Genomic DNA, 25,820 nt, shown 5'->3' with positions numbered 1-25,820 from the left:
ATCGATGGCTACGCCGCACGGCGCCACAATGCGCAGCGAGTTACGGCTAATGATATAAAATCCCAGGCAATAGCTGACCAGCCAGCTATATAGAATTTTTTTACTTAACATAATTAGTCCCTTAATTATTTAATGGCTACGTGGTAGATAAGACTATAAAGTTAATGTGTAGAATATATCGATCGACTTCTGTTATTGGAATCTTTTGTTAGCGGTGCAACGTATTTCATCGGTTTCTAAGCTGCCTGTACGGCAGTGAACCCCATGCGATGAAATTCTTTTCGAGGGAACCATTTCTAAGCTGCCTGTACGGCAGTGAACTGTTGATATTAAAGCGTAACTCACTAGCGATAAATGACTTTCGCCACAATTCCTATGCAAACCCTTTTTTATCCTTTCCTCTGTCTGCTATTTAAAATCAAACACTTAAAAGGACGGTCAAAAAAAGGGTTTGCGCTTTAGCCTGCTCATACAGCCTGCAGACTTCAGCCAATTTGCTGTTACGCCACGGTAAAGCCCAGCATCATCCCGGTGTCTTCATGTTCCAGCAGATGACAGTGCGCCATATAGGGGTGCTGCGCGTCGGCCAGATGGTTGAAGCGCACCAGCACCTCGCTGCGCCACCCTTCTACATGCACCGTATCCTTCCATCCCTGACGATGCGCCGCTGGCGGCTTGCCGTTTTCAGTAAGAATGCGGAACTGCGCGCCATGAATATGGAAAGGATGCAGCATGCTGTCGCCCTCGCCGGAAATGGTCCATTTCTCCAGCTGTCCCTGTTTCACGGCAAACATCGGCTTATTCATATCGAAAGCAAGTCCGTTGATTTTATTGCCGTTGCGGAAATCGTAACCAGACGCGGCGGCGTGCTTCATGTCGCCCATATCATGATGGTGAGACGGCGCGGCGGACGCACCTGGCGTCGATGGCGGCGCGTGCCCCGCCATCGCCTGCCTGCCGTAGCGCTGCTGTAACGCCTGCATGCCCAGCCGATCGAGCTGCGGGTCCATCATGAGCTGTAGCCAGCGCTGCGGCAGATTATCGCTGGTCGGGAGCGGCGGCAGCGTCGCCAGGCTATCCGGCAGCGTGCCGCTCGCCATAACCCGGAGCGGCAGAATATGCAGCAGCGAAAGCGGCGCATCAAACGGCGCCAGCGTCATTCCCATCTGCGTCACCGGCAGCGTTTGCAGATCGAACGCCTTGCCGTCACTGGTGTCCACCAGCACCTCAAACCGTTCGCCGGGCAGCATCATGAAGGTTTCGACTTTGACCGGCTCCGCCAGCAGGCCGCCGTCGCTGGCTATTATGTAAAGCGGACGCCGATCGCTGGCGGTAAGGTTCAGCGAACGCGCGTTGCAGCCGTTCAACAGCCTCAGACGCAGCCAGCCGCGCGGCACCGCATGCTGCGGTGATGGCACGCCGTTGGTCAGCATCAGGTTGCCGAACCAGCCAACCGCCGCCCGCATTATGTCCAGCTGATAATCAATCGCGGTTCCATCGGGCGTCAGCTGCTTATCCTGCAAAATGACCGGAATATCGTCCACGCCCCAGCGTTTCGGCAGCAGCAGCTTTTCTGACTCATCGTCGCGCAGCACCACCAGCCCGGCCAACCCCTGCGCCACCTGATAACCGGTCTCGCCATGCTGATGCGGATGAAACCAGCAGGTCGCCGCAGGCTGATCGGGCGTGATGGCGACTGTGCGCTTGCCGCCAGGCTCGATAATCGCCTGCGGACCGCCGTCCACCGCGCCCGGCACTTCCAGCCCGTGCCAGTGAACTGTGGTCGCCTGCGGCAGGCGATTTTCCAGCGCCACATTGATGGTTTTGCCGCGCGTCATTTCAATCGCCGGCCCCAGCAGCGCGCCGTTATAGCCCCAGCTGTTAACCGCCTTGCCGTTCCAGCGGCTGATGCCGCGCTGGGCGATTACGCGCACCGAACCGTGAATATCGGGCGTCAGCAGATCGGGAATCGGCAGCGCGGGGCGGCCCTGCGCCAGCGTCCGGCCTGAGTAAAAGGGAAACAGGCCCGCTGCGCTCAGCGCGGCGGTAAGTTTAAGAAAGTCGCGGCGTTGCATGTCGGCGTCCTTTGAACAGGGTTCATGCGGAACCCGGGAGTAATTGCACGTCAGTCATAAATCTTAACGTTTTTAGCCCGCGGGAAACCACCCTTCACTCTGATTTCCGCAACGACCGGAAAAGAGGCTTATTCGTTCCATGCTCTCATAGTAACGATCGGCTGCGTTACAGGGCATTGCCGCATTATTCAGGATAACGTTCTTTTAAAACCGTCTTTTTACCCTTTTCAAAAAAAGAGAGCGCCGGATTATCCTTATGCTTGCGTAAATAATCTTTTTCTTTCAAATCTTTTATCGTCCGAAAGAAACAGCACCATCAGATAGTCTGGATCTTTACGGTCTTTCTGCTCTGACAGCGATAGCGCTCTCTTATAACACTTTTTATCGCGATGAAAGATGCGATCTTTTAACCTGCACTCCTGAAGCAATAGCGGTACATTCGGCTTAACATTATTGAGAGTTTCTGGCGATCTTATCGCTTCTTTATATTTACCTTTGGCGCAAAGAAGCCTGACATATATTCTTACTACACTTTTATTCAAAGATTTTTTCTGCAAGACGACCTGGCTTATCAATAATTTGGTTCTGCTCATCATCCTGCGATATTGAGTATCGCTTCGTTAAATCATAAGCATCTTTCGTCTGTTCATCACTATATCGTGTGTCGTCATAAGCGTAGCAGCTTAAATAAACCATTATTATCAAAGGATTTATAATTTTTATCCGCCTATCCGAAGCTAACCACTGTACTTAGCCGAAAAGGCATAAAACAGAGCCGATTTACGCCTGCTACCCGCCCGCTGCTCCAGGTCCTGTCACAGGGTGCCTGCTGACTCGAACGCCTGCGATTCTGACCTTTGCCGCTAAGCATTATGATGCCGATAAGAAACGGCTTGATATGGGCCTGGTGCTGACGCAGAATGCGACGATTTTAACCGCAAACGGCGGCAAAGCGTAAAAATGGCCTGAAGCCCGTCCATAACTGTGCTAACGTCAGATTATTGCAATTTTAAGAGAATGATTATGAAGAAAGGCATTCAGGCCCTGTTGCTGTCGGGGCTGCTCGGTTTCTCGTCCACCAGCTTTGCGCTTAGCGAATCGGAAGCGGAAGATCTGGCGGATCTGACCGCTGTCTTTGTTTATCTCAAGAATGACTGCGGCTATCAGGACCTGCCTGATGCCCAAATCCGCAAGGCGCTGGTGTTTTTCGCGCAGCAGAACCGCTGGGATTTGACCAACTACGCCAGCTATAACATGAAGGCGTTGGGCGAAGACAGCTATCGCGATCTCAGTGGCATTGCCGTCTCTAACGACAAGAAATGCAAGGCGTTGGCGCGCGACTCGCTCAGCCTGCTGGCCTATGTGAAGTAACGCGTCTGAGGCTTTCCTGCTGCTAATTTGACCGTGCATCCCCTGCCAGAGTTAGCTATGATGTGCCGCCCAATTTTCATGGCTATTCTGAGGAGAGTCCCACCATGGCCCAAAATGAAATTTGGTATGAAACCCTTCATGCCGGCTTCGGACAATATTTCACGGTAGATAAGGTGCTTTACCGTGAAAAAACCGAGCACCAGGATCTGGTTATTTTTGAAAACGCCGCTTTCGGGCGCGTTATGGCCCTCGACGGCGTGGTACAGACCACCGAGCGCGACGAATTCATCTATCACGAAATGCTGACGCATGTGCCGCTGCTTGCCCATGGCAACGCCAAAAAGGTGTTGATCATCGGCGGCGGCGACGGCGGCATGCTGCGTGAAGTGAGCCGTCACGCCGGGCTGGAGCAGATCACGATGGTTGAAATCGACGCAGGCGTGGTCGAATTCTGCCGTCAGTATCTGCCGAACCACAGCGCAGGCGCCTACGACGATCCGCGCTTCCGTCTGGTGATCGACGACGGGGTTAACTTCGTTAATCAGACCGACGAAAAGTTTGACGTGATCATCTCTGACTGCACCGATCCGGTGGGTCCGGGCGAAAGCCTGTTTACCTCGGAATTCTATGCAGGCTGTAAACGCTGCCTTAATGAAAATGGCATCTTTGTGGCGCAGAATGGCGTCTGCTTCCTGCAACAGGATGAAGCGGTCACCAGTCATCGCAAGCTGGGTCATTATTTCAGCGACGTCAGCTTTTATCAGGCGGCGATCCCGACCTATTACGGCGGCATTATGACCTTCGCCTGGGCCAGCGATAATCCGGCGCTGCGCCAGATTGACGCCGCGACGTTGCAGGCGCGTTTTGCGTCCGCAGGCCTGAACTGCCGGTATTACAATCCGGCGATCCACACGGGCAGCTTCGCTCTGCCGCAATATCTGTTGAATGCGCTGTCAGCGCCGACCGGACATTTATAAGGGGGTGAACTAAATTGCAAAAGCTGAAACTACATGGCTTCAACAACCTGACGAAAAGCCTGAGTTTTTGTATCTACGACATTTGCTATGCGAACAGTGAGGCTGAACGTGACGGCTATATTGCTTATATCGATGAGCAGTACAACGCCAATCGTCTGACTGAAATTCTGACCGAGACCTGCTCAATCATCGGCGCGAACGTGCTGAACATTGCGCGTCAGGATTATGAACCGCAAGGCGCCAGCGTAACCATTCTGGTCAGCGAAGAACCGATCGATCCAAAGGATATCGATAAATCGGAGCATCCTGGCCCGCTGCCAGGTTCGGTGGTCGCCCACCTGGATAAAAGCCATATCTGCGTCCACACCTACCCGGAAAGCCATCCCGAAGGCGGGCTGTGCACCTTCCGCGCCGATATCGAAGTTTCCACCTGTGGCGTGATTTCACCGCTGAAAGCGTTGAACTACCTGATCCACCAGCTGGAATCGGATATCGTCACCATCGACTACCGCGTGCGCGGCTTTACCCGCGACGTAAATGGCGTGAAGCACTTTATCGATCACGAGATTAACTCTATACAGAACTTTATGTCGGACGATATGAAAGCGATGTATGACATGGTCGACGTGAACGTTTATCAGGAAAACATCTTCCACACCAAGATGTTGCTGAAAGAATTCGATCTCAAGCATTACCTTTTTAATACCCGGCCGGAAGACCTGACCCCGCAGGAACACAAGCGGATCACCGACCTGCTGTGGAAAGAGATGCGTGAAATCTACTATGGCCGCAATATCCCCACTGTCGGCCTGAAAACGCAGTAAGGCCCTGCCTTGCCGGGGCGGTTCCTGCCGCCCCGATTCATTATGCGCTGCGGGCCTGCGCCAGCGTCAGTTCTATCTTCTCCCGGCGCAGCTGCGCCTGCGTCTCTTCATCCAGCCGCCCGTCGGTTATCACTTCCGTCAACGCCTGTAACGGCGTCACGCAAAACAGCGACCAGGAACCATATTTACTGCTATCGGCCAGCAGCACGCGACGGCGCGCATTAATCAGCAGATCCTGCTTCAGCCCCGCTTTCTCTTCCGTCGGCGTGGTAATCCCTTTCTCCAGGCTCCAGGAGTTGCAGCTGACGAAGGCGATATCGGGATGGATAGTGCGTAGCAGACGGCGCCCGTGTTCGCCGATGCAGGACTGGCTGGAATCATCGATGCGTCCGCCGATAATCGTCACTTCAATCTGGCGAAAACCAGAGAGGAACAGCGCAATATGCAGATCGGCAGTGATCACGCGCAGCGGCAGATGGGTTAGCTGGCGCGCCAGCTCCAACATCGTGGTGCCGGCGTCCAACACTACCGCGTCTCCGGCCTTTACCAGCTTCGCGGCTTCGTGGGCGATCGCCTGCTTCTCCGCCAGATTGCGTTGGATCTTTTCTGAGGTGGTAGGCTGTTCAGGAATAAAACGGTTCAGCGTCACGCCGCCATGCGTCCGGCTGATAACGCCTTCCTTATCCAGCTTGATCAGATCGCGGCGAATAGTGGCGGGCGAGGCGGAAATGGCCGTCACCAGTTGATCAACAGTAACCAGATTATGGCCTTTCAAATAATCCATAATCTGGTCGAGGCGACTTTGTCCTTTCATCTTTCCCTATGCAAGTTGCATCGCAAGTTGAATCGAGATCGCCATGCTCTCAGACTTCGCTTTACCTGTCCAGGCAATATCAAATGCGGTGCCGTGGTCCGCCGAGGTACGGATAAACGGTAGTCCGGCGGTGATATTGACCCCGTCGTAAAAGCCCAACAGCTTAAGCGGAATGTGCCCCTGATCGTGGTACATCGCCACCACCATATCGTACTGGCCTTCATAACATTGCAGGTAAACCGTATCTGGCGGACAGGGGCCGTAAGCGTCAACGCCGCGCGCCTTCATCGCCTCAATAGCCGGGCCGACGATACGGATCTCCTCGTCGCCGAATAGCCCGTTTTCACCCGCGTGCGGATTCACGCCGGCAACGGCGATGCGCGGATGGCTGTAGCCGACGCGGCGTAAAAAAGTGTCCGCCATACCGATCACCGTTTCAACGCGCGGCTGGTTCAGCGTATCGAGAAACTTGCGCAGCGCGATATGCGTGGTGACGTGAATGACCTTTAGCCGCTCCGTATAGAGCACCATGGCGTAATCTTTACTGTCGGTCAGTTTAGCCAGCAGTTCGGTATGACCAGGATAGAGATGCCCGGCGGCGTGGAGCGCCTCTTTATTCAGCGGCGCGGTGGCAATCGCCTGCACCTCGCCCGCCATCGCCAGACCGGCCGCGCGCCGTACGCAACGGTAGGCCAGGTCGCCCGCCTGCGCCTGGACATTGCCCGGCGTCAGCGTCGCCGGATCCGCCAGCGGTTCGTCCAACACGTTGATCGTGCCCGGCGCAAAGCGCGCATGGGAAACGGCGCCAATCTCGCGCAACTCAACCTGAGGAAGGTTACCCTGCGCCATGATGCGCCTGAATGTTTCCAGGCACCCCACCACAACCGCTGGCGCGCCGTTTAGCTCTCCTTCAGAAAGCGCTTTAATAATGATTTCCGGGCCGATACCGGCGGGATCACCCATGGTTACGGCAATGGTCTTAGTGGTCACGGTACATCTCCTCAATAAACGAAAGCGCGTCACAGAGCGCACTCTCAGAACCAAAACCGCCGGCTTTGGTAATCACCGGCAAATCATCAAGCTCGCTGTTGATAAAACGGCCGCATGGAATACAGGGCGCCACCTCCTGCTGAATACGGTAGCCCTGCGCATTCAGCGCCTGCGCCACCGCAATGGCGATATCGCCGCCGGTAAGAAACAGGCCGCCAATGCGCGCGCGTTCCATAATCGCCAGCGTCAGCTCGCCGAGCAGTTGGCTCAGCCGCTCGCCCAGCTCCGCGCGACCGCAGTGAAACTGTTGGCACAGCGCATCGATCTGATGACGATCGTTCATGCTGCGGCTGGTACGTAAAATGCAGTGTTGTCCGGCAGCGATCAGCGCGCTCGCCTGTTGCGCCAGCCGGTCGATATCGCGCCGGTCATGGTTCAGCAGCAACGCCGCATCCACCTCCACCGCCTGCGCGCGCCGGTTGCGGATCGCCAGCTCAACCTGACGCCTCGTCGCCTCGCTCATCGAACCGGCGATTGCCAGCACGGGCAGGCTCTGCCGCGCAGCAACGCAGGCGCTGGCGGGCAGCGCGGCGGCCAGCCCGGCGGCGCCCACCAGTAGCGGCGGTTCCTCCAGCGCCAACGCCGCGTCCGTGATCAGCGCCAGATCCCGTTCGGTAATCGCGTCGGCCACCACCACGGCGGCGGGCGCCTGCCGCTGGCAATGACGCAACAGTGCCGACAGCTCGCCGCTGCGCACCGTTGAGAGCGTCACCTCTGTTACCGGCAGGCGGCTCTGCTGTGCCAGGATTTCTTTAATACGCGAGGCGACAATCGGCGTGCGCGGATCGCTGGCAAATTCGGTTTGCGCCAGCGGCGTCTGATGCACCAGACACTCGCCGTTCAGGGTGGTGCGCCCTGCGCCAGGGATCGCGGCGGCGACCAGCGCCAGCCGTTTTCCGCTGGCCCGCAGCGCCGCCTCAATCTCTGCGCCGATATTGCCGCGAAAGGTGGAGTCGATTTTCTTGTAGATCAGCAGATCCGCCTGACGCCACGGCGTCAGCGCTTCCGTGACCGCCTGCGCCGCCGTGGCCGCATCAAAGGCGCGGCTTTCGGTATTGATCACCAGTACGTCAGCATGGCGCGACGGTTTCTGTCGCGCAGAGAGCATCACTTCGGTGTGCGCCCCCTTCTTCGCCAGCTGAACGCCGGTGTCGTTGGCGCCGGTAAAGTCATCAGCAATGACGACCATTTTCATAGCCACTCCTTTCTACTGCATTGGCTTTCGCCTCTGCGCCCGCCAGGCCTGCTTTCTTATCAAGAGGCCATGATTAACCAAAACCGTAACATGATTATATTCAATCACGATTGATTAAATGGGAGCAACCTCAAATTAATCGAAAGCGATATACCCTATAAAATTGGGCAGCCATGCAATGCTTGTATTTAAAGATGACGAAATACAATCAACTGCTTCAGCGATTCCGGCGTGACAAGGAGAAAAGGCAGACCTCATGAACATCAACAGCACCCTTATCAGCGGCTTTCAGGCGCTTAACGATATCGGCTATCTGATCCAGAACCGGCGTAACCTGCTGCTGGTGACCGATAAAAACATCATCGCCATTCCTGCGGTCGCGGCGCTGATCGAAAGGTTACGCCGCCAGACGGAGCGGCTGACGATTCTGGACGGCGTGCCGCCTGAGCCGAGTCAGCACGACGTCAGCGCCCTGCTGAGCGGTATTGAAGACAGGCGGATTGATATGGTGATCGGCGTCGGCGGCGGCAGCGTATTGGATGTGGCAAAGCTGCTGTCAGTGCTTTGCTGTCCTGACGCGCCGACGCTGGAAGCGCTGCTGGCGGGCGTGAAGCCTGAAGCGCGCCTGACATCGCTGCTGATCCCCACCACCGCCGGCACTGGTTCCGAGGCGACGCCCAACGCGATTCTGGCGATCCCGGAACAGGAGACCAAGGTCGGCATTATTTCGCCAGTGATGTTGCCCGATTACGTGGCGCTGGCGCCGGAACTGACCACCAGCATGCCGCCGCACATTGCCTCCTCTACCGGCATCGATGCGCTGTGTCACCTGATTGAATGCTTTACCGCCACGGTCGCCAATCCGGTCAGCGACAACTATGCGCTCATCGGCATGAAAAAGCTGTTCGCCAGCCTGGAAACCAGCGTCGCCGAGCCGCACAACCTGCAGGCGCGCCTCGATATGCTTTGGGCCTCCTGGTACGGCGGCGCCGCCATCGCCCACGCCGGCACGCATCTGGTGCATGCCCTTTCCTATCCATTAGGCGGCAAATATCACCTGCCGCACGGTGTGGCGAACGCCATCCTGCTGGCGCCCTGCATGCGCGTAATCCGCCCCGCTGCGGTCACGAAGTTCGCGCAAGTATGGGATCTGGTGCCCGGCGCAGACGCCACGCTGAGCGATGAAGAGAAATCCCACGCGCTGGTGGACTATTTCAGGCGCTGGTACAGCGCCTGAAACTGCCCGCCAGCCTGGAAGCACTGGGCATTGGCGCCGATCAGTTGCCAGCGTTGGTCAACTCGGCGCTGGAGGTGCAGCGCCTGATCAAGAACGTTCCGACCGCGGTTAACACCGATCTGGTGCGGGGTGTCTACCTGACCCTGTTTCCGTCATCCACGCAGAGGTAACCATGAAACAGAACATTACGGGCGTCCTGACCGCCGTCGTCACCACTTTTGACGCGCAGGGCGCGTTTCACCCTGCCGCCCAGCGTCAGCAGGTGCGCCGTCAGCTGTCGGCGGGCAACGGCATTTTTTGCGGCGGCACCAACGGCGAATTTTTCGTGCTGAACGAGCGGGAGAAGCTGGCGGTAACGGAAACCTGCGTTGATGAGGTGGCCGGCCGTGCGCCGGTGGTGGCGCACATTGGCGAAATCTCGACGCGTGAGACTATTCGCCTCGGCAGACAGGTGGCGCGGCTCGGTGTGGATGCGGTCTCGGCGATTACGCCCTGGTTTGTGCCGCTGAAGCAGGAAGAGCTGATCGCCCATTATCGTCAGGTAGCGGACGCGCTGGAGACGCCGCTGTTTCTCTATAACATTCCGGCGCGCACCGGCAATACGTTGCAACCGGAGACGGTGCGCGCGCTGGCGGCGCATCCGAACATCATCGGCATCAAAGACAGCGCCGGCAGTTACGACAGCCTGAGCGGATTTCTTCAGGCCACGCAGGGTGTGGAAAATTTCAACGTGCTGAACGGCCCCGATTCGTTGATTCATCAGGGCTTTGTCGACGGCTGCTCCGCCTGCATCTCCGGCCTGGCGAACGTCGCGCCGCAGGCGATCAATGACATCTGGCGTCATTTCCAGGCGGGTGATTTGGAGACGTCCCGACAGGCGCAGGAGAACGTGACCGGCCTGCGTACCGATCTTTACAACGTCGCCTTTTCCCCGGCCGCGGTGAAAAAAGCGCTGGCGCTAATGGGACAAGACGTTGGCGAGAGCCGCTACGCGGTGCGATTCAGCGCCGACGAGGAACAGCGCATCCGCCAGATTGTGAATCAGTATCTGCAATAACAAAAAACATAACGTCCACATGATTACGTGAAGGGGCTGCCCGGCCCCAGGGTTCATTACGTCTGAGAGAGGCCATAATGAAAGAATTTGCTGCTGTCGATACGCTGATCATTATCGGTATCGTGATTGCGTATATCTTATTTACCACCTGGCTCACCTGGCGGCTGCGCAGTAAAAGCGCCGGCGATTTTATGGAAGGCTCGCGCGCCATGCCGGCGTTTATTGTCGGCGTGATGCTAATGTCGGAATATATCGGCGCGAAGTCGACTATCGGCACCGCGCAGGCCGCCTTTGAAGATGGCTTCGCCGCCTCCTGGTCAGTGATTGGCGCGGCGATCGGCTTTCCGCTGTTCGGCCTGCTGCTGGTGAAGCGCATCTATAATACCGGCAAAATCACCATCTCCGGGGCGATCGCCGAAAAGTACGGCACCTCGACGAAGAACATTATCTCGTTGATCATGATCTACGCCCTGCTGCTGGTGAACGTCGGCAACTACGTCAGCGGCGCGGCGGCGATCTCTACGGTGCTGAAGGTGAATCTGCCGGTGGCCGCCTTTATTACCGCCATCGTCAGCACCTTCTACTTTGCCTTCGGCGGTATGAAAGGGATGGCCTGGGTGACGCTGCTGCACAGCGCGATAAAATACTTCGGCATACTGGTGATCCTCGGCGTAGCGCTGCATATGACCGGCGGCATTTCACCGATGGTAGAGAAGATGCCCGATTTCTACTGGACCTGGGACGGCCACGTCGGCGCCAGCACTATTTTCGCCTGGCTGATCGGCACTATCGGCTCCATTTTCTGCACTCAGTTTGTGATCCAGGCGATCTCCTCGACAAAAAATGCCGCCTCAGCGAAGCGCGCCACCTGGGTGGCTTTCTTTTTCTGTCTGCCTATCGCCATCGCTATCGCCATTATCGGCGTCGCAGCGAAATATCTGCATCCCGATATCAACAGCCTCTACGCGCTGCCAGTGTTTTTGCAGGATATGAGTCCGTGGCTGGCGGGCCTGGTCACCACCTCGCTGGTGGCGTCGATTTTCGTCAGCGTCAGCACCGTGGCGCTGGCGATCGCTTCCCTGATCGTCAAAGACTTCTATGTGCCGATGCGCAACCCGACGCCGGAGCGCGAATTCAAAATGACGCGCTGGCTGTCGCTGGCGATCGGCTTCCTGCCGCTGCTGTTCGTCCTGTTCGTGCCGGAAGTGCTCAAGCTCTCTTTCTTTACTCGCGCCATACGCCTGTCGATCTCGGTAGTGGCGATGATGGCCTTTTACCTGCCTTTTTTCAAAAGCGCGCGCGGCGCCAACGCCGGTCTGATCGGCGCCTGCGTGGTTACCTCGGTCTGGTATCTGCTGGGCGATCCGTTTGGCATCAACAATATGTATATCGCCCTGATTACCCCGGCGGTGATTATGGCGCTGGATCACCTGATCCCGCAGAAGCAGCCGGTGGCGAAAACCAAACAAAATATGCAAAAGAGTGGAGCCTGATATGACGCAAGCAACCCCAACCCTTCCCTTTGACGGCCAGCTTAACGAAGCGGCGGACGATCCGCAGCGGCTGACGGCGATGCTGCCTTCACCCTGCCCGCAAAACCATGCGGCGAACCTGCTGCCGCTGCCGAACGGCGACCTGATGTGCGTCTGGTTCGGCGGCACTCAGGAGGGGATCGCCGATATCTCTGTTTACTGCTCGCGTCTGAACTGCGGCAGCGACCGTTGGAGCGCGCCGCAGAAGCTTTCAGACGATCCGGGCCGCTCCGAGCAGAACCCGGTGCTGTTTCTCGCACCCGATAATGTGCTGTGGCTGCTCTGGACCGCGCAGAAATCCGGCAATCAGGATACGGCGATCGTGCGCTGTCGCCAGTCGCAGGATATGGGCTACAGCTGGGGCGAAATCCAGACGCTGCTGGAGGAGCCAGGCACCTTTATCCGCCAGCCGATCGTCGTGCTGCCGGACGGCGCGTGGCTGCTGCCCGTGTTCTATTGCCGCACGCGACCAGGCGAAAAATGGGTAGGCGACCATGACGTTAGCGCGGTGAAGATTTCGCGCGATAACGGGCGCAGCTGGCGCGATGTGGCGGTGCCGGAAAGCACCGGCTGCGTGCATATGAATATCGTAGTGTTGCAGGATGGTTCGCTGCTGGCGCTGTTCCGCAGCCGCTGGGCCGACTATATCTGGCAGAGCCGCTCCGTCGACGGCGGCGAAAGCTGGAGCGCGCCGCAGCCCACCGAGCTGCCGAACAACAATTCGTCCATTCAGGTGACGACGCTCGCCAACGGCGATCTGGCGCTGGTGTTTAACAATATGAGCGCGGAAGGCGCCAGCGAACGCCGCACCTCGCTGTATGACGAAATTGAAGATGAAGAAGGTAGCGATGCGCTATCGGTCGCGGCGCAGCCGCACGGCGGACGCAGCGCCTTTTGGGGCGCGCCGCGTGCGCCGATGACGCTGGCGATCTCGCGGGATGGCGGCCGGAGCTGGCCGTGGCGGCGCAATCTGGAGGAAGGCGACGGCTACTGCATGACCAATAACTCGCAGCAACGCCTGAACCGAGAGCTCTCCTATCCCAGTATTAAACAGGGGCCGGACGGTAAGCTGCATATCGCCTGGACCTGGCATCGTCAGACGATTAAGTATGCGCGCGTGGATGAAAGCTGGGTGACCGGCTAACGACGAAAGCAAGGAGAGAGAATGATAACGGGCAATTTGCAATACCTTGCGCTGGCGACGCTGCCAGAAGAACTTTACGCCCTGCTGGCGCGACCAGAATGTTCGCTGGCGGCGCTACAGTCAGCGCCCGACGGACGCTGGCAACCGGAAGGCGCAGGCTGGTTTTGCACTATCGGCGTCAACCACACCGCGCCTGCGGTTACTCGTCACACCGAATATCACCGCCGCTGGCTCGATATTCAGGTGGTGCTGGCCGGTGAGGAGATCATTCGCTACGACGTCTCCGACGCGCGGGAAATGCCGGCGGAAGAGCGCAAACCCGACCTCTGGATCGTGGCACAACCGCAGCTGCGTCAACAGCTGTATCTGCAAGCGGGCGATTTCGCCATATTCGCGCCCGGCGAAGCGCATCAGGCATTGTGCGCGGTAGACGACCGACCGGCGCAGGTGCGCAAGGCGGTATTTAAAGTGCCGGTTGAGATGCTGCGGAGGGCGCCGTGAGCCGCCATGCGCTGGTCACTGGCGCCAGCTCCGGCATTGGTCGCGCCATTGTCGAGCGTCTGCTGCGCGAAGGCTGGCAGGTGACCGGACTCAGCCGCTCGGCCAGCGGCGAGGCGCACCACGCGCTGCATCATTTGGCCGTCGACCTGTCTGACGAGCGGGCGTTAAAAACCGCGCTGGCGACGCTGCCGGCACCTGACGCCTTTATTCACGCAGCCGGAATGATGCAGGCGGCGCCGCTGGGGGCACTGGAAGGAGAAATCAGCCAGCGGCTGTGGCGTCTGCATGTCTACGCGGCGGAACTTATCGCCAACGCGCTGTTGAATCGTCTGCCTGACGACGGACGCATTATCCTGATCGGCAGCCGTACCTCGCGCGGCGCGGCGGGCCGCAGCCAGTATGTCAGCACCAAGGCGGCGCTGGTGGGCATGGCGCGCAGCTGGGCGGCGGAGCTGGCGCCGCGCGGCATTACCGTTAATGTGGTGGCGCCCGGCGCGACGGCGACACCGATGCTGGATGGCCCCGGCCGCGCCAGCTCGCCGCCAAAGCTGCCGCCGATTGGCCGCTATATTCAGCCGGATGAAGTGGCGGCGCTGACGAGCTTTTTGCTCTCTCCCGCCGCCGCCGCCATTACCGGTCAGGAGATCGCCATATGCGGCGGCGCCTCGCTCAACTGATTCAGCAGCGCTAAAGCAAAAAGGCCCGCATCATAATGATGCGGGCCTTCAAATTTCTCATTGCTTTTTTACCTTGTCAGACCTTTTCGCCACTGGCTACCCTGTTGCGGCTGCATGGGCGGGCTTGTTTCAGCGGCCCTGCATAAATGCGCGGTAGGCGGCGATTACCGCCAGAAAGTCTTCCATGCCGCAGAACGAGAGGCTCTCTTCATCGTAGTAGCTCATGCCCTCCTCCAGCTCATCCGTATCGAAAGCGAGCTGGTTAGCACGGATCATCACATCCTCGCCGTTGAGTGAAAGCGTATATTCATGGCCCTGACGCTGCCATTCGCGCTCGCTGCCTTTAACCTGCTCCATCGCCGCTTCGACTTCATCCAGCAACGCCATGTCGCCTTTGACCTCTTCATTGAACCAGTGGCCGACCGCCTCGTGGCCCATGCTCATACGCACCTTCACCTGGCCAGTGACGTCGCGCAAAAATTCATACTCCATTGTTCTACCCTCAATATCAGCAGCTAAGGCGTTAATAGCGCGCATTATTGCAGTCTGATGCCTGAAACACAGCGTGAAAATTGAGAAACGTCGCATTTTTGCCGCGAATATACATTATGTCCTCAAATTTATTTATATTGTTCCAGATTGATTATTTTCCTCACTTCAATAAAAACATACGGATATGTTAATGAAAAGAAGACTATATCGATGCTGCTGGGGCAGCGCTTTTTTAAGTTTAGCGGCACAGGCAGGCGTTATGCGCCACGACATTAACGTTCAGGACTACCGCGACTTCGCTGAAAACCAGGGAAAATATAAGGCAGGAGCAGTAAACGTGCCGCTTTATCGCCGGGACGGCTCACTGGACAGCCAGCTTAATTTCCCGCTCCCTGACTTTAGCATGGTAGCCAGTCAGGGCTACGCCACATTAATCCATCCCTCTTATATTGCTGGCGTGCGTCACAACGGCGGCTATAAAACTATCAATTTTGGCAACGGCGCCCAATATGCCGCAACTTATACCTTAATCAACCGCAACGACCATGCCAGCATCGATTTTCATGCTCCGCGTTTAAATAAGGTCGTGACAGATGCCGCGCCCGTGGCATCCATTGATAAAGACAGCATCGTTGCCGGTGGCAGCGAGCGCTTTCCCTGGCTGGCGCGCGTCGGCACGGGCAGGCAATATCAGATTAATGAAGATCAGAAAGAAATGACGCAACTCAGTGCAGCCTATAAGTGGAAAAGCGGCGGTCTGATAAAATATGAGGACATCACGCTTGATTCAAGGCTGCGTTGGATAAACCGTGCGCAAACCCCCTTTTCCTCTGCCGGACAGGCAGGTGATAGCGGCAGCCCGATTTTTGTCTATGATACGAACGACAGTAGCTGGAAGTTGGTAAGCGTTGCGGTCGCCATTTCCGGCAATCCGGTGAATTACGCCCAGCAAACCAATGGCAGCTTTATTCAGCATGACTTTATTGACGCCATTCGTGCTAACAATACCGATCCCGACGTTACCGACAAGCAGGCCAACGGCGATATTCACTGGCGCCAGGAGATACTCGCTCAGGGCGGGCAGCAGTGGCAGTGGCACGGTCTGGAAGCCAGCTTTAACAGCCTGGCGCCTTCACAGGCCAGCAACGAAGCGCTGGACGCCACCAGGGATCTGCGCTTTAACGGTGAAGGCGGCACTATCCTCCTGGATCAGGCGGTTAATATGGGCGCTGGCAAGCTACAATTTTCCGCTGACTATAAAGTAGCCAGCGCCGCCAATATTAATGCCACTTGGGTTGGCGGCGGAATCGAAGTCGATAAAGCGAAAACGGTACTCTGGCAGGTTAACGGCCTGAAAGGCGATGCTTTACATAAAGTCGGCGCAGGGACCCTGCATGTCAACGCAAGCGGCATTAATGCTGGTTCATTGAACGTGGGTGATGGCACCGTTATTCTCGATCAACAGGCGGATAGCGCGGGCAATAAAGAGGCATTTTCCAGCATAACGCTGGTAAGCGGTCGCCCTACCGTGGTGTTAAACAGTGCCGATCAGATAAAAAGCAGCAATATCCAATTTGGTTATCGTGGCGGCACGCTAGATCTCAACGGCAACTCGCTAAGCTTTAGCGATATCAAACATAACGATGATGGCGCACGCATTGTTAATCATCACGCGAGCCAGCAGGCGACGGTCACGCTCAACAGCAGTAAATACGCTTTTTTGGGGAAATTTGGCGATAAGGCCAGCGCCGACAGGCTTAATCTTATCTTTCAGCCAGACAATAATTTAACCGTCAGGCAGTTGGCGGGCGGCGCTGAGGTAAATCAGCTGGCGGTCAACGCCGGTGAGCTGTCGCTTACCGGTCAGCGTGTGTACCATGCCGGTAAGGTTTACTATAGCAACGACTGGGATGAGAAATATTATTCCGCCAACACGCTAACGGTAGCGCCTGATGCGGCGCTGACGCTCGGGGAGCACGGCAATCTGACCACCGCCGCTACCCTGACGGGCAACGCCAGGCTTAATCTTTACGCCAGATCGGCTCTTGACGGCAGCGTGATGCTGACCGACAGCGATAGCGTGCTGTACGCCGATATCAGACAACGCGCCAGCACCGCAGGCGAACTCGCTTCGCGTATTGATGCCAGTATCAGCGGAAAAGGCTGGCTGGAGAAACAGGGCGAAGGACGCCTGACGCTGAATGGCGAAGTAACAGCCGAAGGTGGTATCGCGTTGAATCAGGGCGAGCTGGTGGTGAATAATCACATCACCTCGCCGCTCAACATGGCGGAAAATACGCTGCTGGCCGGTAAAGGCACATTGGACGCGGTCATCATGGCGAGCGGCGCAACACTGTTTCCCGGCAGAGCGCAGCCGGAGGATAAGATCGGCACAACGCTGCGCATTAAAAACCTTACCAGCAGCAGCGCTAATACGCTGGCGCTCAATACCCGCTTCAGCGATGGCGTGACCGATCGCCTGCTAATCGACGGTGATCTGCAAAGCGCAAACGATCAAGCGATAATGGTCAGCGTCAACCCGCAGGGCATCTGGAGCGACAGCGATCTTAACCATAACGGTATCGCTGATAACCATGAAGGCATTTCACTGATTCAGGTAGGCGGTAAAGCCAGCGCCGACAGCTTTAAGCTCGCGGGCAGCTACGTAGCGCGTGGCGCCTGGGCGTGGGGCCTGTATGCCTTTGCGCCTGGCAAAGCAAGCGCGGAACAGCGTCTGCTTGACGGTGCTGGCGATCGTTTCTGGGATTATCGTCTGCAAAATATCATGCTGAGCGAGGACGGTAACGCCATTCCCGCCCCGCCAGAGCCGCAGCCAGAACCACCACCACAGCCGCAGCCAGAACCAACGCCAGAGCCGCAGCCAGAACCAACACCGCAGCCGCAGCCAGAACCGTCGCCAGAGCCGCAGCCAGAACCAACACCACAGCCGCAGCCAGAACCAACGCCACAGCCGCAGCCAGAACCAACGCCGCAGCCGCAGCCAGAACCGGCGCCAGAGACGCAGCCAACGCCGGTCCCCGACAAGGTAGTACGACCTGCGGTGATCCCGCAGGTGCCCGCCTACATTTCCCTGCCGACAGCCTTTCTCAGCTTTGAGAAGAACTTACTTTCGCTATTTAAAGCGCAGGCACGCGATGACTCCTCCTTTTTTGCTTTCTGCTACAAAGGCAGCGATCGTTATCATACGCGCGAAAATTTCCAACGCTACGGCTACAACTTCCATAGCCAGTATCACGGCTGGATGCTGGGCACACAGCGCACGCTACTGGATCGAGAGCAACAACGCGCCAACCTTAGCGTTGGCGTCGCCTGGGGCAAACTCTCCATGGTGCCGCAGGCGCGTGACGGCGTCAGCAACAGCCAGTTCGATACCCTGAGCTTATTTTCGCAGCTGACGTGGCAGCATGACAGCGGCCTGACGTTATCGGCGCCGTTCGGCTATACGCACTTTCGCGGTAAAGTGAATACCGATATGCGCGGGCGGGTCGCCAGCCCAACGGCCTCCAGCTGGCATCTGGGTCTCGATGCGGAAAAAACCTGGCAGCTCGGCAATCATCGCGTAGGCCCGGTTGCCGGTCTGCTGTATCAGCATCTACAAATCAACAGCCTGCGCGATAGCGATAACGCTAACGTCTCCTGGCAGATGCAGCGCACTCCGCTCTATTCGCTGGGCGCCGCCTGGCGCTATCAATGCGAGCGTTGCCCAACGCAGCAGGCTAGTCTGGGCGGCTCGCTGCGCTACGTCCATCGCTCTTCGCACACGAATAAAACGCGGGTGGGCGACAGCACAAATCACGCGACCTTCAACTCCGGCAAGGGCGGTAATGGTATTCAGCTAGCGGCGGATATGGCGTTAAATGTCGCGGACAACGTTAAGCTAACCGGCCAGCTCCAGCATCAACGCAAAACGGAAAAAGAAGGCATCAACGACTGGGGAATTACCGGAGGCATAAAGGTAACTTTCTGATAACCCTTAAACAGCAGGCGTAAAAAAGGGCGGTTATTACCGCCCTTTTGTTTTTCGTGCTGCGTTATCAGACTGCCGTCTGGAAAATCACGTCTTTCGCTTTTTCGGTGTACTGATCCAAACGATCGAAGTTCAGGTAACGGTAGGTATCGACCGCCGTCTTATCCACCTGCGACATGAACTGCTGGTACTCGTCCGGCGTCGGCAGGCGACCCAGCAGAGAAGCGACGGCCGCCAGCTCCGCCGAAGCCAGGTAGACATTAGCGCCGGTACCCAGACGGTTCGGGAAGTTACGCGTCGAGGTCGAGACTACGGTCGCGCCGTCCGCCACACGCGCCTGGTTGCCCATGCAGAGCGAACAGCCAGGGATCTCGATACGCGCACCGCTCTTGCCGAAGACGCTGTAGTAGCCCTCTTCCGTCAGCTGCGCCGCATCCATTTTGGTCGGCGGCGCAACCCACAGACGGGTCGGCAGCTGGCCTTTATGGCTGTCCAGCAGTTTACCCGCCGCGCGGAAGTGACCGATGTTGGTCATACAGGAACCGATAAAGACCTCATCGATCTTCTCGTTCTGCACGTCGGAGAGCAGGCGCGCGTCATCAGGATCGTTTGGCGCACAGAGAATCGGCTCGTTGATCTCCGCCAGATCGATCTCGATCACCGCTGCGTACTCGGCGTCGGCGTCCGCTTCCAGCAGCTGCGGATCGGCCAGCCATTTTTCCATGCCCTGAATACGACGCTCCAGCGTACGACGATCGCCGTAGCCCTCCGCAATCATCCATTTCAGCAGGACGATGTTGGAGTTCAGGTATTCGATAATCGGCTCTTTATCCAGCTTGATGGTACAGCCAGCGGCGGAACGCTCGGCAGAGGCGTCGGAAAGCTCAAACGCCTGCTCGACTTTCAGCTCCGGCAGACCTTCGATCTCCAGAATGCGGCCGGAGAAGATATTTTTCTTGCCCTTCTTCTCAACGGTCAGCAGGCCCTGCCTGATGGCGTACAGCGGGATCGCGTGCACCAGATCGCGCAGGGTGATGCCCGGCTGCATTTTGCCTTTGAAGCGCACCAGTACCGATTCCGGCATATCCAGCGGCATGACGCCGGTCGCGGCGGCGAACGCCACCAGGCCGGAGCCCGCCGGGAAAGAGATGCCGATCGGGAAACGGGTGTGCGAATCGCCGCCGGTGCCGACGGTATCCGGCAGCAGCATACGGTTCAGCCAGCTGTGGATAATGCCGTCGCCCGGACGCAGCGAGACGCCGCCGCGGTTCATAATAAAGTCAGGCAGCGTGTGGTGCGTCTGCACGTCGACCGGCTTCGGATAGGCGGCGGTATGACAGAACGACTGCATCACCAGATCGGCCGAGAAACCAAGGCAGGCGAGATCTTTCAGCTCATCGCGCGTCATCGGGCCGGTGGTATCCTGCGAACCGACGGAGGTCATCTTCGGCTCGCAATACTGACCCGGACGGATGCCGTCGACACCGCAGGCGCGGCCAACCATTTTCTGCGCCAGCGAGAAGCCGCGCGTGCTTTGCGCCACATCTTTCGCCTGACGGAATACGTCGCTGTGCGGCAGGCCCAGCGACTCACGCGCCTTGGTGGTCAAGCCGCGCCCGATAATCAGCGGAATACGGCCGCCGGCGCGCACTTCATCCAGCAGCACGTCGGTTTTCAGGCTGAATTCAGCCAGCAGCTCGCCGGTTTCGTGGTTGCGCACTTCGCCTTTGTACGGATAAATGTCGATGACATCGCCCATATTCAGGTTGTTGACGTCCACTTCGATCGGCAGCGCGCCGGCATCTTCCATAGTGTTGAAGAAGATTGGCGCGATTTTGCCGCCCAGCACCACGCCGCCGCCTTTTTTGTTCGGCACGTACGGGATGTCGTCGCCCATAAACCACAGCACCGAGTTGGTGGCGGATTTACGCGAGGAGCCGGTACCGACTACATCGCCGACGTAAGCCAGCGGATAGCCTTTCGCCTGCAGCGCTTCGATCTGTTTGATCGGGCCTACGTTGCCCGGCTCGTTCGGCTCAATGCCTTCACGGGCGTTTTTCAGCATTGCCAGCGCATGCAGCGGGATATCAGGACGCGACCAGGCATCCGGCGCCGGAGAAAGATCGTCGGTGTTGGTTTCGCCGGTGACTTTGAACACGGTGACGGTGATTTTTTCCGCCAGCTCAGGACGGTTCAGATACCATTCGGCGTTCGCCCAGGACTGCATCACCTGCTGCGCATGCGGGTTGCCCGCTTTCGCTTTCTCTTCCACATCGTAGAAGTTATCGAACATCAGCAGCGTGTTGGACAGCGCTTTCGCGGCAATCGGCGCCAGCTTTTCATTATCCAGCGCTTCAATCAGCGGATGGATGTTGTAGCCGCCCTGCATGGTGCCAAGCAATTCGATCGCTTTTTCAGGTGTTACCAGAGGAGAGGTCGTTTCGCCTTTGGCGATGGCAGCCAGGAAGCTGGCTTTGACATAGGCCGCTTCATCAACACCCGGCGGCACACGATTAATTAACAGATCGGACAGGAATTCTTCTTCACCCGCCGGAGGGTTCTTCAGCAGTTCAACCAGCGCGGCCATTTGGGATGCATCTAAAGGTTTAGGAACAATTCCCTGGGCTGCACGCTCGGCAACGTGCTTACGGTATTCATCTAGCACGACGTTCTCCTCGCTCTCATTGTATAGGGCTTTCCGGCCACCTTTTTTCACGGCGATCTGTTGGATGCTTATGTAGGGTAAGGTGCCCGGTTTCGCGTCCGCCAGCATAGCAGGATTTGCTGCTGTTGTTAATGCGTTTACAAAAAAGCAACATTATTTATCAAAGCCGTTTCCCCGGCGAAACGCCTGCCGCAGCGCTTTTTCAACTTTTTAACGATAAAATTAATTTATGGCTGAGGCGTTTTTGTTAAGGAAAAAATGTCTTTCCCGTTGAGGAGCGGTTAAGGCTGCGAATTTACCCAGCGTCTGAATCTTTTTATACTTAGCGCCGTTTATTAGCAGGAGCCCTTTTTTGCTTACTTATTCGATCTAACAGGCAAGCCAGCCGCTTGCCGCCAGGCAGGCAGCGAGCTTTCGGTTCGTCTGCGTTTTAACCCCCTGAGAGATGAACCTGATGTTAATGTATCGCCGCGCACTTTTTCCCCCAGGCCATAAGCGGCCTCTTTTCGCCATTACGGATTAACGTAACGGCTCGCCTTACGCTGACTCTTACAGCGCTGAATCTGTTATCGCCTTACGGCGGTTAAGGAGACGTCATGGACGAACCCCCTTGTATGCAACGTAAAACGCGTTGCACAGGAGCTGAGTAACCTACTCCCTTTCTCTGCAACGCCATCTCATATTTTGCCGCGATCTCATTTTGAGCGGGATCGGGGTGCGTATCATTTGGAGTAACTGAGATGACTCAGACCATCAATCTGGCGGCGCGTCAGCGCGCTGCTGCGGCTCAACGACGCCTGCCGATCGGCGATGAAGCTGGCGTTCTTGCTGAAACCACGCTGCTGCGTTTACAGAGCAGCGAGCGCGGATTAACCCATAAACAGGTTCTTGAGCGCCAGGCGCGCTACGGCGCCAACGAGGTCGCCAATGAACAGGCGCCTCATCCGCTTTGGCAGTTGCTGACAGCATTTAACAACCCCTTTATTTATGTGCTGCTGGGGCTGACCTTCATTAGCTTTTTCACCGATTACTGGCTGCCGCTGCGTCAGGGTGAGGAGACCGATCTGACCGGCATCACCATTATGTTGACCATGGTGCTGCTTAGCGCCCTGCTGCGCTTCTGGCAGGAGTTCCGCAATAATAAAGCGGCGGATGCGCTGCGCGCGCTGATGACTACCCGCGTCAGCGTGCTGCGTCGAAAAGATAACGGCGTATCCCCGCAAATTGTCGAGGTGCCGCAGCGGGATCTGGTGCCGGGCGATATTATTCTGCTCGCGGCAGGCGATCTGATTCCGGCGGATATTAAGCTCATGGCCGCGCGCGACCTGCTGGTGAGCCAGTCCGCCCTTTCCGGTGAAGCGCTGCCGGTAGAAAAATCGTGTCGGCTGACGCCTGTAAATGCCGTACAGCCGCTGAGTGAAAGCGCATTGTTTAAGGCCGCTTCCGTGTGCCTGATGGGCACGCATGTCGCCAGCGGCGCCGCTACGGCGGTGGTGGTCGCTACCGGCAGCCGCACCTGGTTTGGCTCTCTGGCGCGTAAACTGGTCGGCGAGCGCGCGCCTACCGCCTTCGATCGCGGCGTTAACAGCGTAAGTTGGCTGCTGATCCGTTTTATGGCGCTGATGGTGCCGGTTGTGCTGCTGCTGAACGGCTTTACCAAAGGCGACTGGCTTGACGCCACGTTTTTCGCGCTGGCGGTTGCGGTCGGACTCACGCCGGAAATGCTGCCGATGATCGTCAGCACCAACCTGGCGAAAGGCGCCATGGCGATGGCGCGCCGTAAAGTGGTGGTGAAGCGCCTGGAGGCGATTCAAAATCTCGGCGCCATGGATCTGCTTTGCACCGATAAAACCGGGACGCTGACCGAAGACCAAATTGTGCTGGATCGGCATATTGATCTACAGGGCAACAGCGATCATCAGGTGCTGACGCTGGCCTGGCTGAACAGCCGCCATCAGAGCAGCCATAAAAACCTGATGGATCGCGCGGTGCTGGCGTTTACGCGCCATCGTCATGATTTACCCCAGCACTGGCGTAAAATTGATGAGCTGCCGTTTGATTTTGAGCGCCGCCGTTTGTCGGTAATGGTTGCAGATGAGCAGGGCCAGCACCTTTTAATCTGCAAGGGCGCGCTGGAGGAGATGCTGGCGGTCTCCACTCACGTTTGTATCGACGGACAACGGCAGCCGCTGGATGACGCGTGGCGTAACAGGCTGCGCGATCGGGCGGCGCGTTTGAACGAAGAAGGCTACCGCGTGCTGCTGATAGGCAAGCGTGAAACCGGCGCCACCGGGTGGTATCAGCATTTAACCGCTGAGGACGAGTGCGATTTAACGTTGTACGGCATGCTTACTTTCCTCGACCCGGCAAAAGAGAGCGCGGCAGCAGCGATTCAGGCGCTACAGGAAAAAGGCGTGGCGATTAAGGTGCTGACCGGCGACAGCGCCGCGATCAGCATTAAAATCTGCCGCGACGTCGGTCTGGAAGCAGGCGAGCCGCTGCTGGGCGAAGAGATCGACCAGCTTGATGATGCGCAGCTGGCGCTGCGGGCGACGCAGCATACGCTGTTCGCCCGTATCACGCCGGCGCAAAAGGCGCGCGTGGTCAGATTGCTGCAACAGCAGGGACATACCGTTGGCTTTCTCGGCGACGGCATTAACGACGCCGCAGCGCTGCGCGCCGCCGACGTCGGGATCTCCGTCGACGGCGCCAGCGATATTGCTCGCCAGGCCGCAGGTATTATTCTGCTGGAAAAAGCCTGCTGGTACTGGAACAGGGGGTTGTCACCGGTCGCCAGACCTTCGGCAATATCATTAAATATCTGAACATTACCGCCAGCTCGAACTTCGGCAATGTTTTTTCCGTGCTGGTCGCCAGCGCCTTTATTCCTTTTCTGCCGATGCTGGCCATTCAGCTACTGTTACAGAATTTGATTTATGATATCTCCCAACTGGCACTGCCCTGGGACCGGATGGACAAATCCTTTCTGCAACGCCCGCGTAAATGGGATGCGCGCAATATCGGACGCTTTATGCTGTGGATGGGCCCGCTGTCGTCAATTTTTGATATCACGACCTTCGCATTGATGTGGCATGTTTTCGGCGCCAACAGCATCGATCATCAGGGACTGTTTCAGTCCGGCTGGTTTATTGAAGGGCTCCTTTCCCAGACGCTGGTGGTGCATATGCTGCGTACGCGCCAGATTCCGTTTATCCAGGCGCGCGCCAGCTGGCCGATTATGCTAACAACGCTGGCGGTGGTGGTTATCGGCGTCACGCTGCCTTTCTCGCCGCTGGCCGCCACTTTTGGTTTACAGGCGCTGCCGTTAAGCTACTTCCCGTGGCTGGTCGCCACGCTGCTCGGCTATTGTCTGTTAAGCCAGGGCGTGAAAACGATTTATATGCGTCGCTATGGCGAGTGGTTCTGAGATAAAGTGTGTTCAAACCTTTTCCTGAGCGGCTTTTGTTTTTATCACGCCGTCCACGGGAAATAATCACTTTTGTCAGACTATAATTAATACCACCGCTGGCAAATATTATTCTAAAAAATAACCCCGGCCTGATATATTGTCAGGTCGGGGTTATAAACTTGGGGCTTTGCAAACGGGCACGCATTGCAACATTACGCTTTACCGCAATATTCTCTGCTGCAAAGAAAGATATTTTTGGGCCAGCCAGGCGCTCCGTTTATTTCAGGTTTTCAGGAAAGTTGGCGGGCAGTTCACTGGCCGGGCAGTTAATGATGCTATCGTCATTTTCACCCACGTCGCGGATAAAGGTCAGCGTGGCGTACTCATCGATCACTTCAGTCGGATAGGCCGGACCTGCTTCACGGTAGCTGGCCATTTCATCGAGATGTTCGTTCTGGAAGCAGACGGTTTTTTCCGGGTTATTCATTACCCAACGCGGGAAGAAGATGGTGCCATGAAACACTTTGTCGGCGAGGTTCACGCTCAGGCTGACATCGGTGCCGGTAGGCTCCGTCCAGGAAATTTTGTAAACATCGCTGGCAAGGCGCGCCAGGTAAACATGCTGATCTTTCACCCAACGGTTACCGACCAGACCGCTGTGAATGCGATAATCTACCGTTGCATTATTTTTGACGTAAATTTCATAGTTCCAACCATTATCATAAGTATAGACCAGATGTTTACCCACTAAACCGCTAATATCATGTTTATCAAAGCTCATAAAATTTACTCCTTCTGGTTAATGGGTAAAT

17 protein-coding genes and 2 pseudogenes are annotated in these 25,820 nt (G+C 57.0%); 11 read left to right on the top strand and 8 right to left on the bottom strand.

Annotated elements, in window-relative coordinates:
• Positions 1–500 precede the first annotated feature (500 nt).
• Positions 501–2,075: a multicopper oxidase CueO gene (gene cueO, locus MYY08_RS02915; protein ID WP_038628149.1), complete on the bottom strand. Its 1,575-nt coding sequence runs from the start codon at positions 2,073–2,075 to the stop codon at positions 501–503.
• 254 nt (positions 2,076–2,329) lie between these two features.
• Positions 2,330–2,617, bottom strand: coding sequence for a hypothetical protein (locus MYY08_RS02910; RefSeq protein ID WP_144380568.1), 288 nt, complete (start codon positions 2,615–2,617; stop codon positions 2,330–2,332).
• Between the two features lie 481 nt (positions 2,618–3,098).
• Between MYY08_RS02910 and MYY08_RS02905 the strand changes: the two genes are divergently transcribed.
• The 3 genes from MYY08_RS02905 to speD all read left to right on the top strand — a co-directional run bounded on the left by MYY08_RS02905 (position 3,099) and on the right by speD (position 5,247).
• On the top strand, positions 3,099–3,446 hold the full coding sequence (locus tag MYY08_RS02905) for a YacC family pilotin-like protein (protein ID WP_038628152.1): 348 nt from the start codon (positions 3,099–3,101) through the stop codon (positions 3,444–3,446).
• A gap of 104 nt (positions 3,447–3,550) precedes the next feature.
• The gene (gene speE / locus MYY08_RS02900; RefSeq protein WP_084970799.1) at positions 3,551–4,423 is read left to right on the top strand and encodes a polyamine aminopropyltransferase; all 873 of its coding nucleotides are present in this window, start codon (positions 3,551–3,553) and stop codon (positions 4,421–4,423) included.
• Positions 4,424–4,437: 14 nt separating this feature from the next.
• The gene (gene speD / locus MYY08_RS02895) at positions 4,438–5,247 is read left to right on the top strand and encodes an adenosylmethionine decarboxylase (RefSeq protein WP_038628156.1); all 810 of its coding nucleotides are present in this window, start codon (positions 4,438–4,440) and stop codon (positions 5,245–5,247) included.
• 40 nt (positions 5,248–5,287) lie between these two features.
• Here speD and MYY08_RS02890 read toward each other — a convergent pair whose 3' ends face one another.
• The 3 genes from MYY08_RS02890 to dtnK are packed head-to-tail and all read right to left on the bottom strand — an operon-like array spanning position 5,288 to position 8,306.
• Complete coding sequence (locus tag MYY08_RS02890) at positions 5,288–6,061, bottom strand: DeoR/GlpR family DNA-binding transcription regulator (protein WP_084970797.1); 774 nt, start codon at positions 6,059–6,061, stop codon at positions 5,288–5,290.
• A 6-nt stretch (positions 6,062–6,067) separates the two neighbouring features.
• On the bottom strand, positions 6,068–7,024 hold the full coding sequence (locus MYY08_RS02885) for a D-threonate 4-phosphate dehydrogenase (RefSeq protein WP_038630122.1): 957 nt from the start codon (positions 7,022–7,024) through the stop codon (positions 6,068–6,070).
• A gap of 16 nt (positions 7,025–7,040) precedes the next feature.
• On the bottom strand, positions 7,041–8,306 hold the full coding sequence (gene dtnK, locus MYY08_RS02880; protein WP_104951429.1) for a D-threonate kinase: 1,266 nt from the start codon (positions 8,304–8,306) through the stop codon (positions 7,041–7,043).
• Positions 8,307–8,562: 256 nt separating this feature from the next.
• Between dtnK and MYY08_RS02875 the strand changes: the two are divergent.
• The 6 genes and pseudogenes from MYY08_RS02875 (at position 8,563) to MYY08_RS02850 (ending at position 14,454) form a co-directional block, all read left to right on the top strand.
• Positions 8,563–9,713 (top strand): annotated as a pseudogene (locus tag MYY08_RS02875) (iron-containing alcohol dehydrogenase).
• Between the two features lie 2 nt (positions 9,714–9,715).
• Positions 9,716–10,600: a dihydrodipicolinate synthase family protein gene (locus MYY08_RS02870; protein WP_288013036.1), complete on the top strand. Its 885-nt coding sequence runs from the start codon at positions 9,716–9,718 to the stop codon at positions 10,598–10,600.
• A gap of 77 nt (positions 10,601–10,677) precedes the next feature.
• Positions 10,678–12,093: a sodium:solute symporter family protein gene (locus MYY08_RS02865; RefSeq protein WP_190296521.1), complete on the top strand. Its 1,416-nt coding sequence runs from the start codon at positions 10,678–10,680 to the stop codon at positions 12,091–12,093.
• Between the two features lies 1 nt (position 12,094).
• On the top strand, positions 12,095–13,276 hold the full coding sequence (locus MYY08_RS02860; protein ID WP_288013031.1) for a sialidase family protein: 1,182 nt from the start codon (positions 12,095–12,097) through the stop codon (positions 13,274–13,276).
• Positions 13,277–13,297: 21 nt separating this feature from the next.
• Positions 13,298–13,777 (top strand): NanQ anomerase/TabA/YiaL family protein, encoded by a 480-nt coding sequence (locus tag MYY08_RS02855; protein WP_288013028.1) that lies wholly within the window; start codon positions 13,298–13,300, stop codon positions 13,775–13,777.
• Positions 13,774–14,454, top strand: coding sequence for an SDR family NAD(P)-dependent oxidoreductase (locus MYY08_RS02850; RefSeq protein WP_038628176.1), 681 nt, complete (start codon positions 13,774–13,776; stop codon positions 14,452–14,454). The genes MYY08_RS02855 and MYY08_RS02850 overlap by 4 nt, the downstream gene beginning before the upstream one ends.
• A gap of 129 nt (positions 14,455–14,583) precedes the next feature.
• Here the strand turns inward: MYY08_RS02850 and yacL are convergent, their stop codons facing one another.
• A complete protein-coding gene (yacL, locus tag MYY08_RS02845) occupies positions 14,584–14,946 on the bottom strand; it encodes a protein YacL (RefSeq protein ID WP_038628179.1) in 363 nt (120 codons plus the stop codon).
• Between the two features lie 259 nt (positions 14,947–15,205).
• Here yacL and MYY08_RS02840 point away from each other — a divergent pair, with 259 nt between their 5' ends.
• Entirely contained in the window at positions 15,206–18,934 is a 3,729-nt protein-coding gene (locus MYY08_RS02840) for a S6 family peptidase (protein ID WP_502888444.1), read from the top strand.
• A 67-nt stretch (positions 18,935–19,001) separates the two neighbouring features.
• On the opposite strand, the gene acnB is transcribed toward MYY08_RS02840, so the two are convergent.
• Positions 19,002–21,599 carry a bifunctional aconitate hydratase 2/2-methylisocitrate dehydratase gene (acnB, locus tag MYY08_RS02835; protein WP_104951624.1) on the bottom strand — a complete coding sequence of 866 codons (2,598 nt, stop codon included), beginning with the start codon at positions 21,597–21,599 and terminating at the stop codon, positions 19,002–19,004.
• 740 nt (positions 21,600–22,339) lie between these two features.
• Between acnB and mgtA the strand changes: the two are divergent.
• Positions 22,340–25,026 (top strand): annotated as a pseudogene (gene mgtA, locus MYY08_RS02830) (magnesium-translocating P-type ATPase).
• 259 nt (positions 25,027–25,285) lie between these two features.
• On the opposite strand, the gene MYY08_RS02825 reads toward mgtA, so the two are convergent.
• Positions 25,286–25,789: a phenolic acid decarboxylase gene (locus MYY08_RS02825; RefSeq protein WP_038628186.1), complete on the bottom strand. Its 504-nt coding sequence runs from the start codon at positions 25,787–25,789 to the stop codon at positions 25,286–25,288.
• Between the last annotated feature and the right edge of the window lie 31 nt (positions 25,790–25,820).

Origin of the sequence: Mixta sp., assembly GCF_024610815.1 — a bacterium.
GTDB lineage: Bacteria > Pseudomonadota > Gammaproteobacteria > Enterobacterales > Enterobacteriaceae > Mixta > Mixta calida.
This window is presented reverse-complemented; position numbering and strand designations above follow the sequence as displayed.

Bases quoted from the DNA above. Each gene is read 5' to 3' on its own strand.
- cueO (WP_038628149.1), bottom strand. From the start codon at position 2,075: ATGCAACGCCGCGACTTTCTTAAACTTACCGCCGCGCTGAGCGCAGCG.
- MYY08_RS02905 (WP_038628152.1), top strand. From the start codon at position 3,099: ATGAAGAAAGGCATTCAGGCCCTGTTGCTGTCGGGGCTGCTCGGTTTC.
- speE (WP_084970799.1), top strand. From the start codon at position 3,551: ATGGCCCAAAATGAAATTTGGTATGAAACCCTTCATGCCGGCTTCGGA.
- MYY08_RS02890 (WP_084970797.1), bottom strand. From the start codon at position 6,061: ATGAAAGGACAAAGTCGCCTCGACCAGATTATGGATTATTTGAAAGGC.
- MYY08_RS02885 (WP_038630122.1), bottom strand. From the start codon at position 7,024: ATGGGTGATCCCGCCGGTATCGGCCCGGAAATCATTATTAAAGCGCTT.
- dtnK (WP_104951429.1), bottom strand. From the start codon at position 8,306: ATGAAAATGGTCGTCATTGCTGATGACTTTACCGGCGCCAACGACACC.
- MYY08_RS02870 (WP_288013036.1), top strand. From the start codon at position 9,716: ATGAAACAGAACATTACGGGCGTCCTGACCGCCGTCGTCACCACTTTT.
- MYY08_RS02865 (WP_190296521.1), top strand. From the start codon at position 10,678: ATGAAAGAATTTGCTGCTGTCGATACGCTGATCATTATCGGTATCGTG.
- MYY08_RS02860 (WP_288013031.1), top strand. From the start codon at position 12,095: ATGACGCAAGCAACCCCAACCCTTCCCTTTGACGGCCAGCTTAACGAA.
- MYY08_RS02855 (WP_288013028.1), top strand. From the start codon at position 13,298: ATGATAACGGGCAATTTGCAATACCTTGCGCTGGCGACGCTGCCAGAA.
- yacL (WP_038628179.1), bottom strand. From the start codon at position 14,946: ATGGAGTATGAATTTTTGCGCGACGTCACTGGCCAGGTGAAGGTGCGT.
- MYY08_RS02840 (WP_502888444.1), top strand. From the start codon at position 15,206: ATGCGCCACGACATTAACGTTCAGGACTACCGCGACTTCGCTGAAAAC.
- MYY08_RS02825 (WP_038628186.1), bottom strand. From the start codon at position 25,789: ATGAGCTTTGATAAACATGATATTAGCGGTTTAGTGGGTAAACATCTG.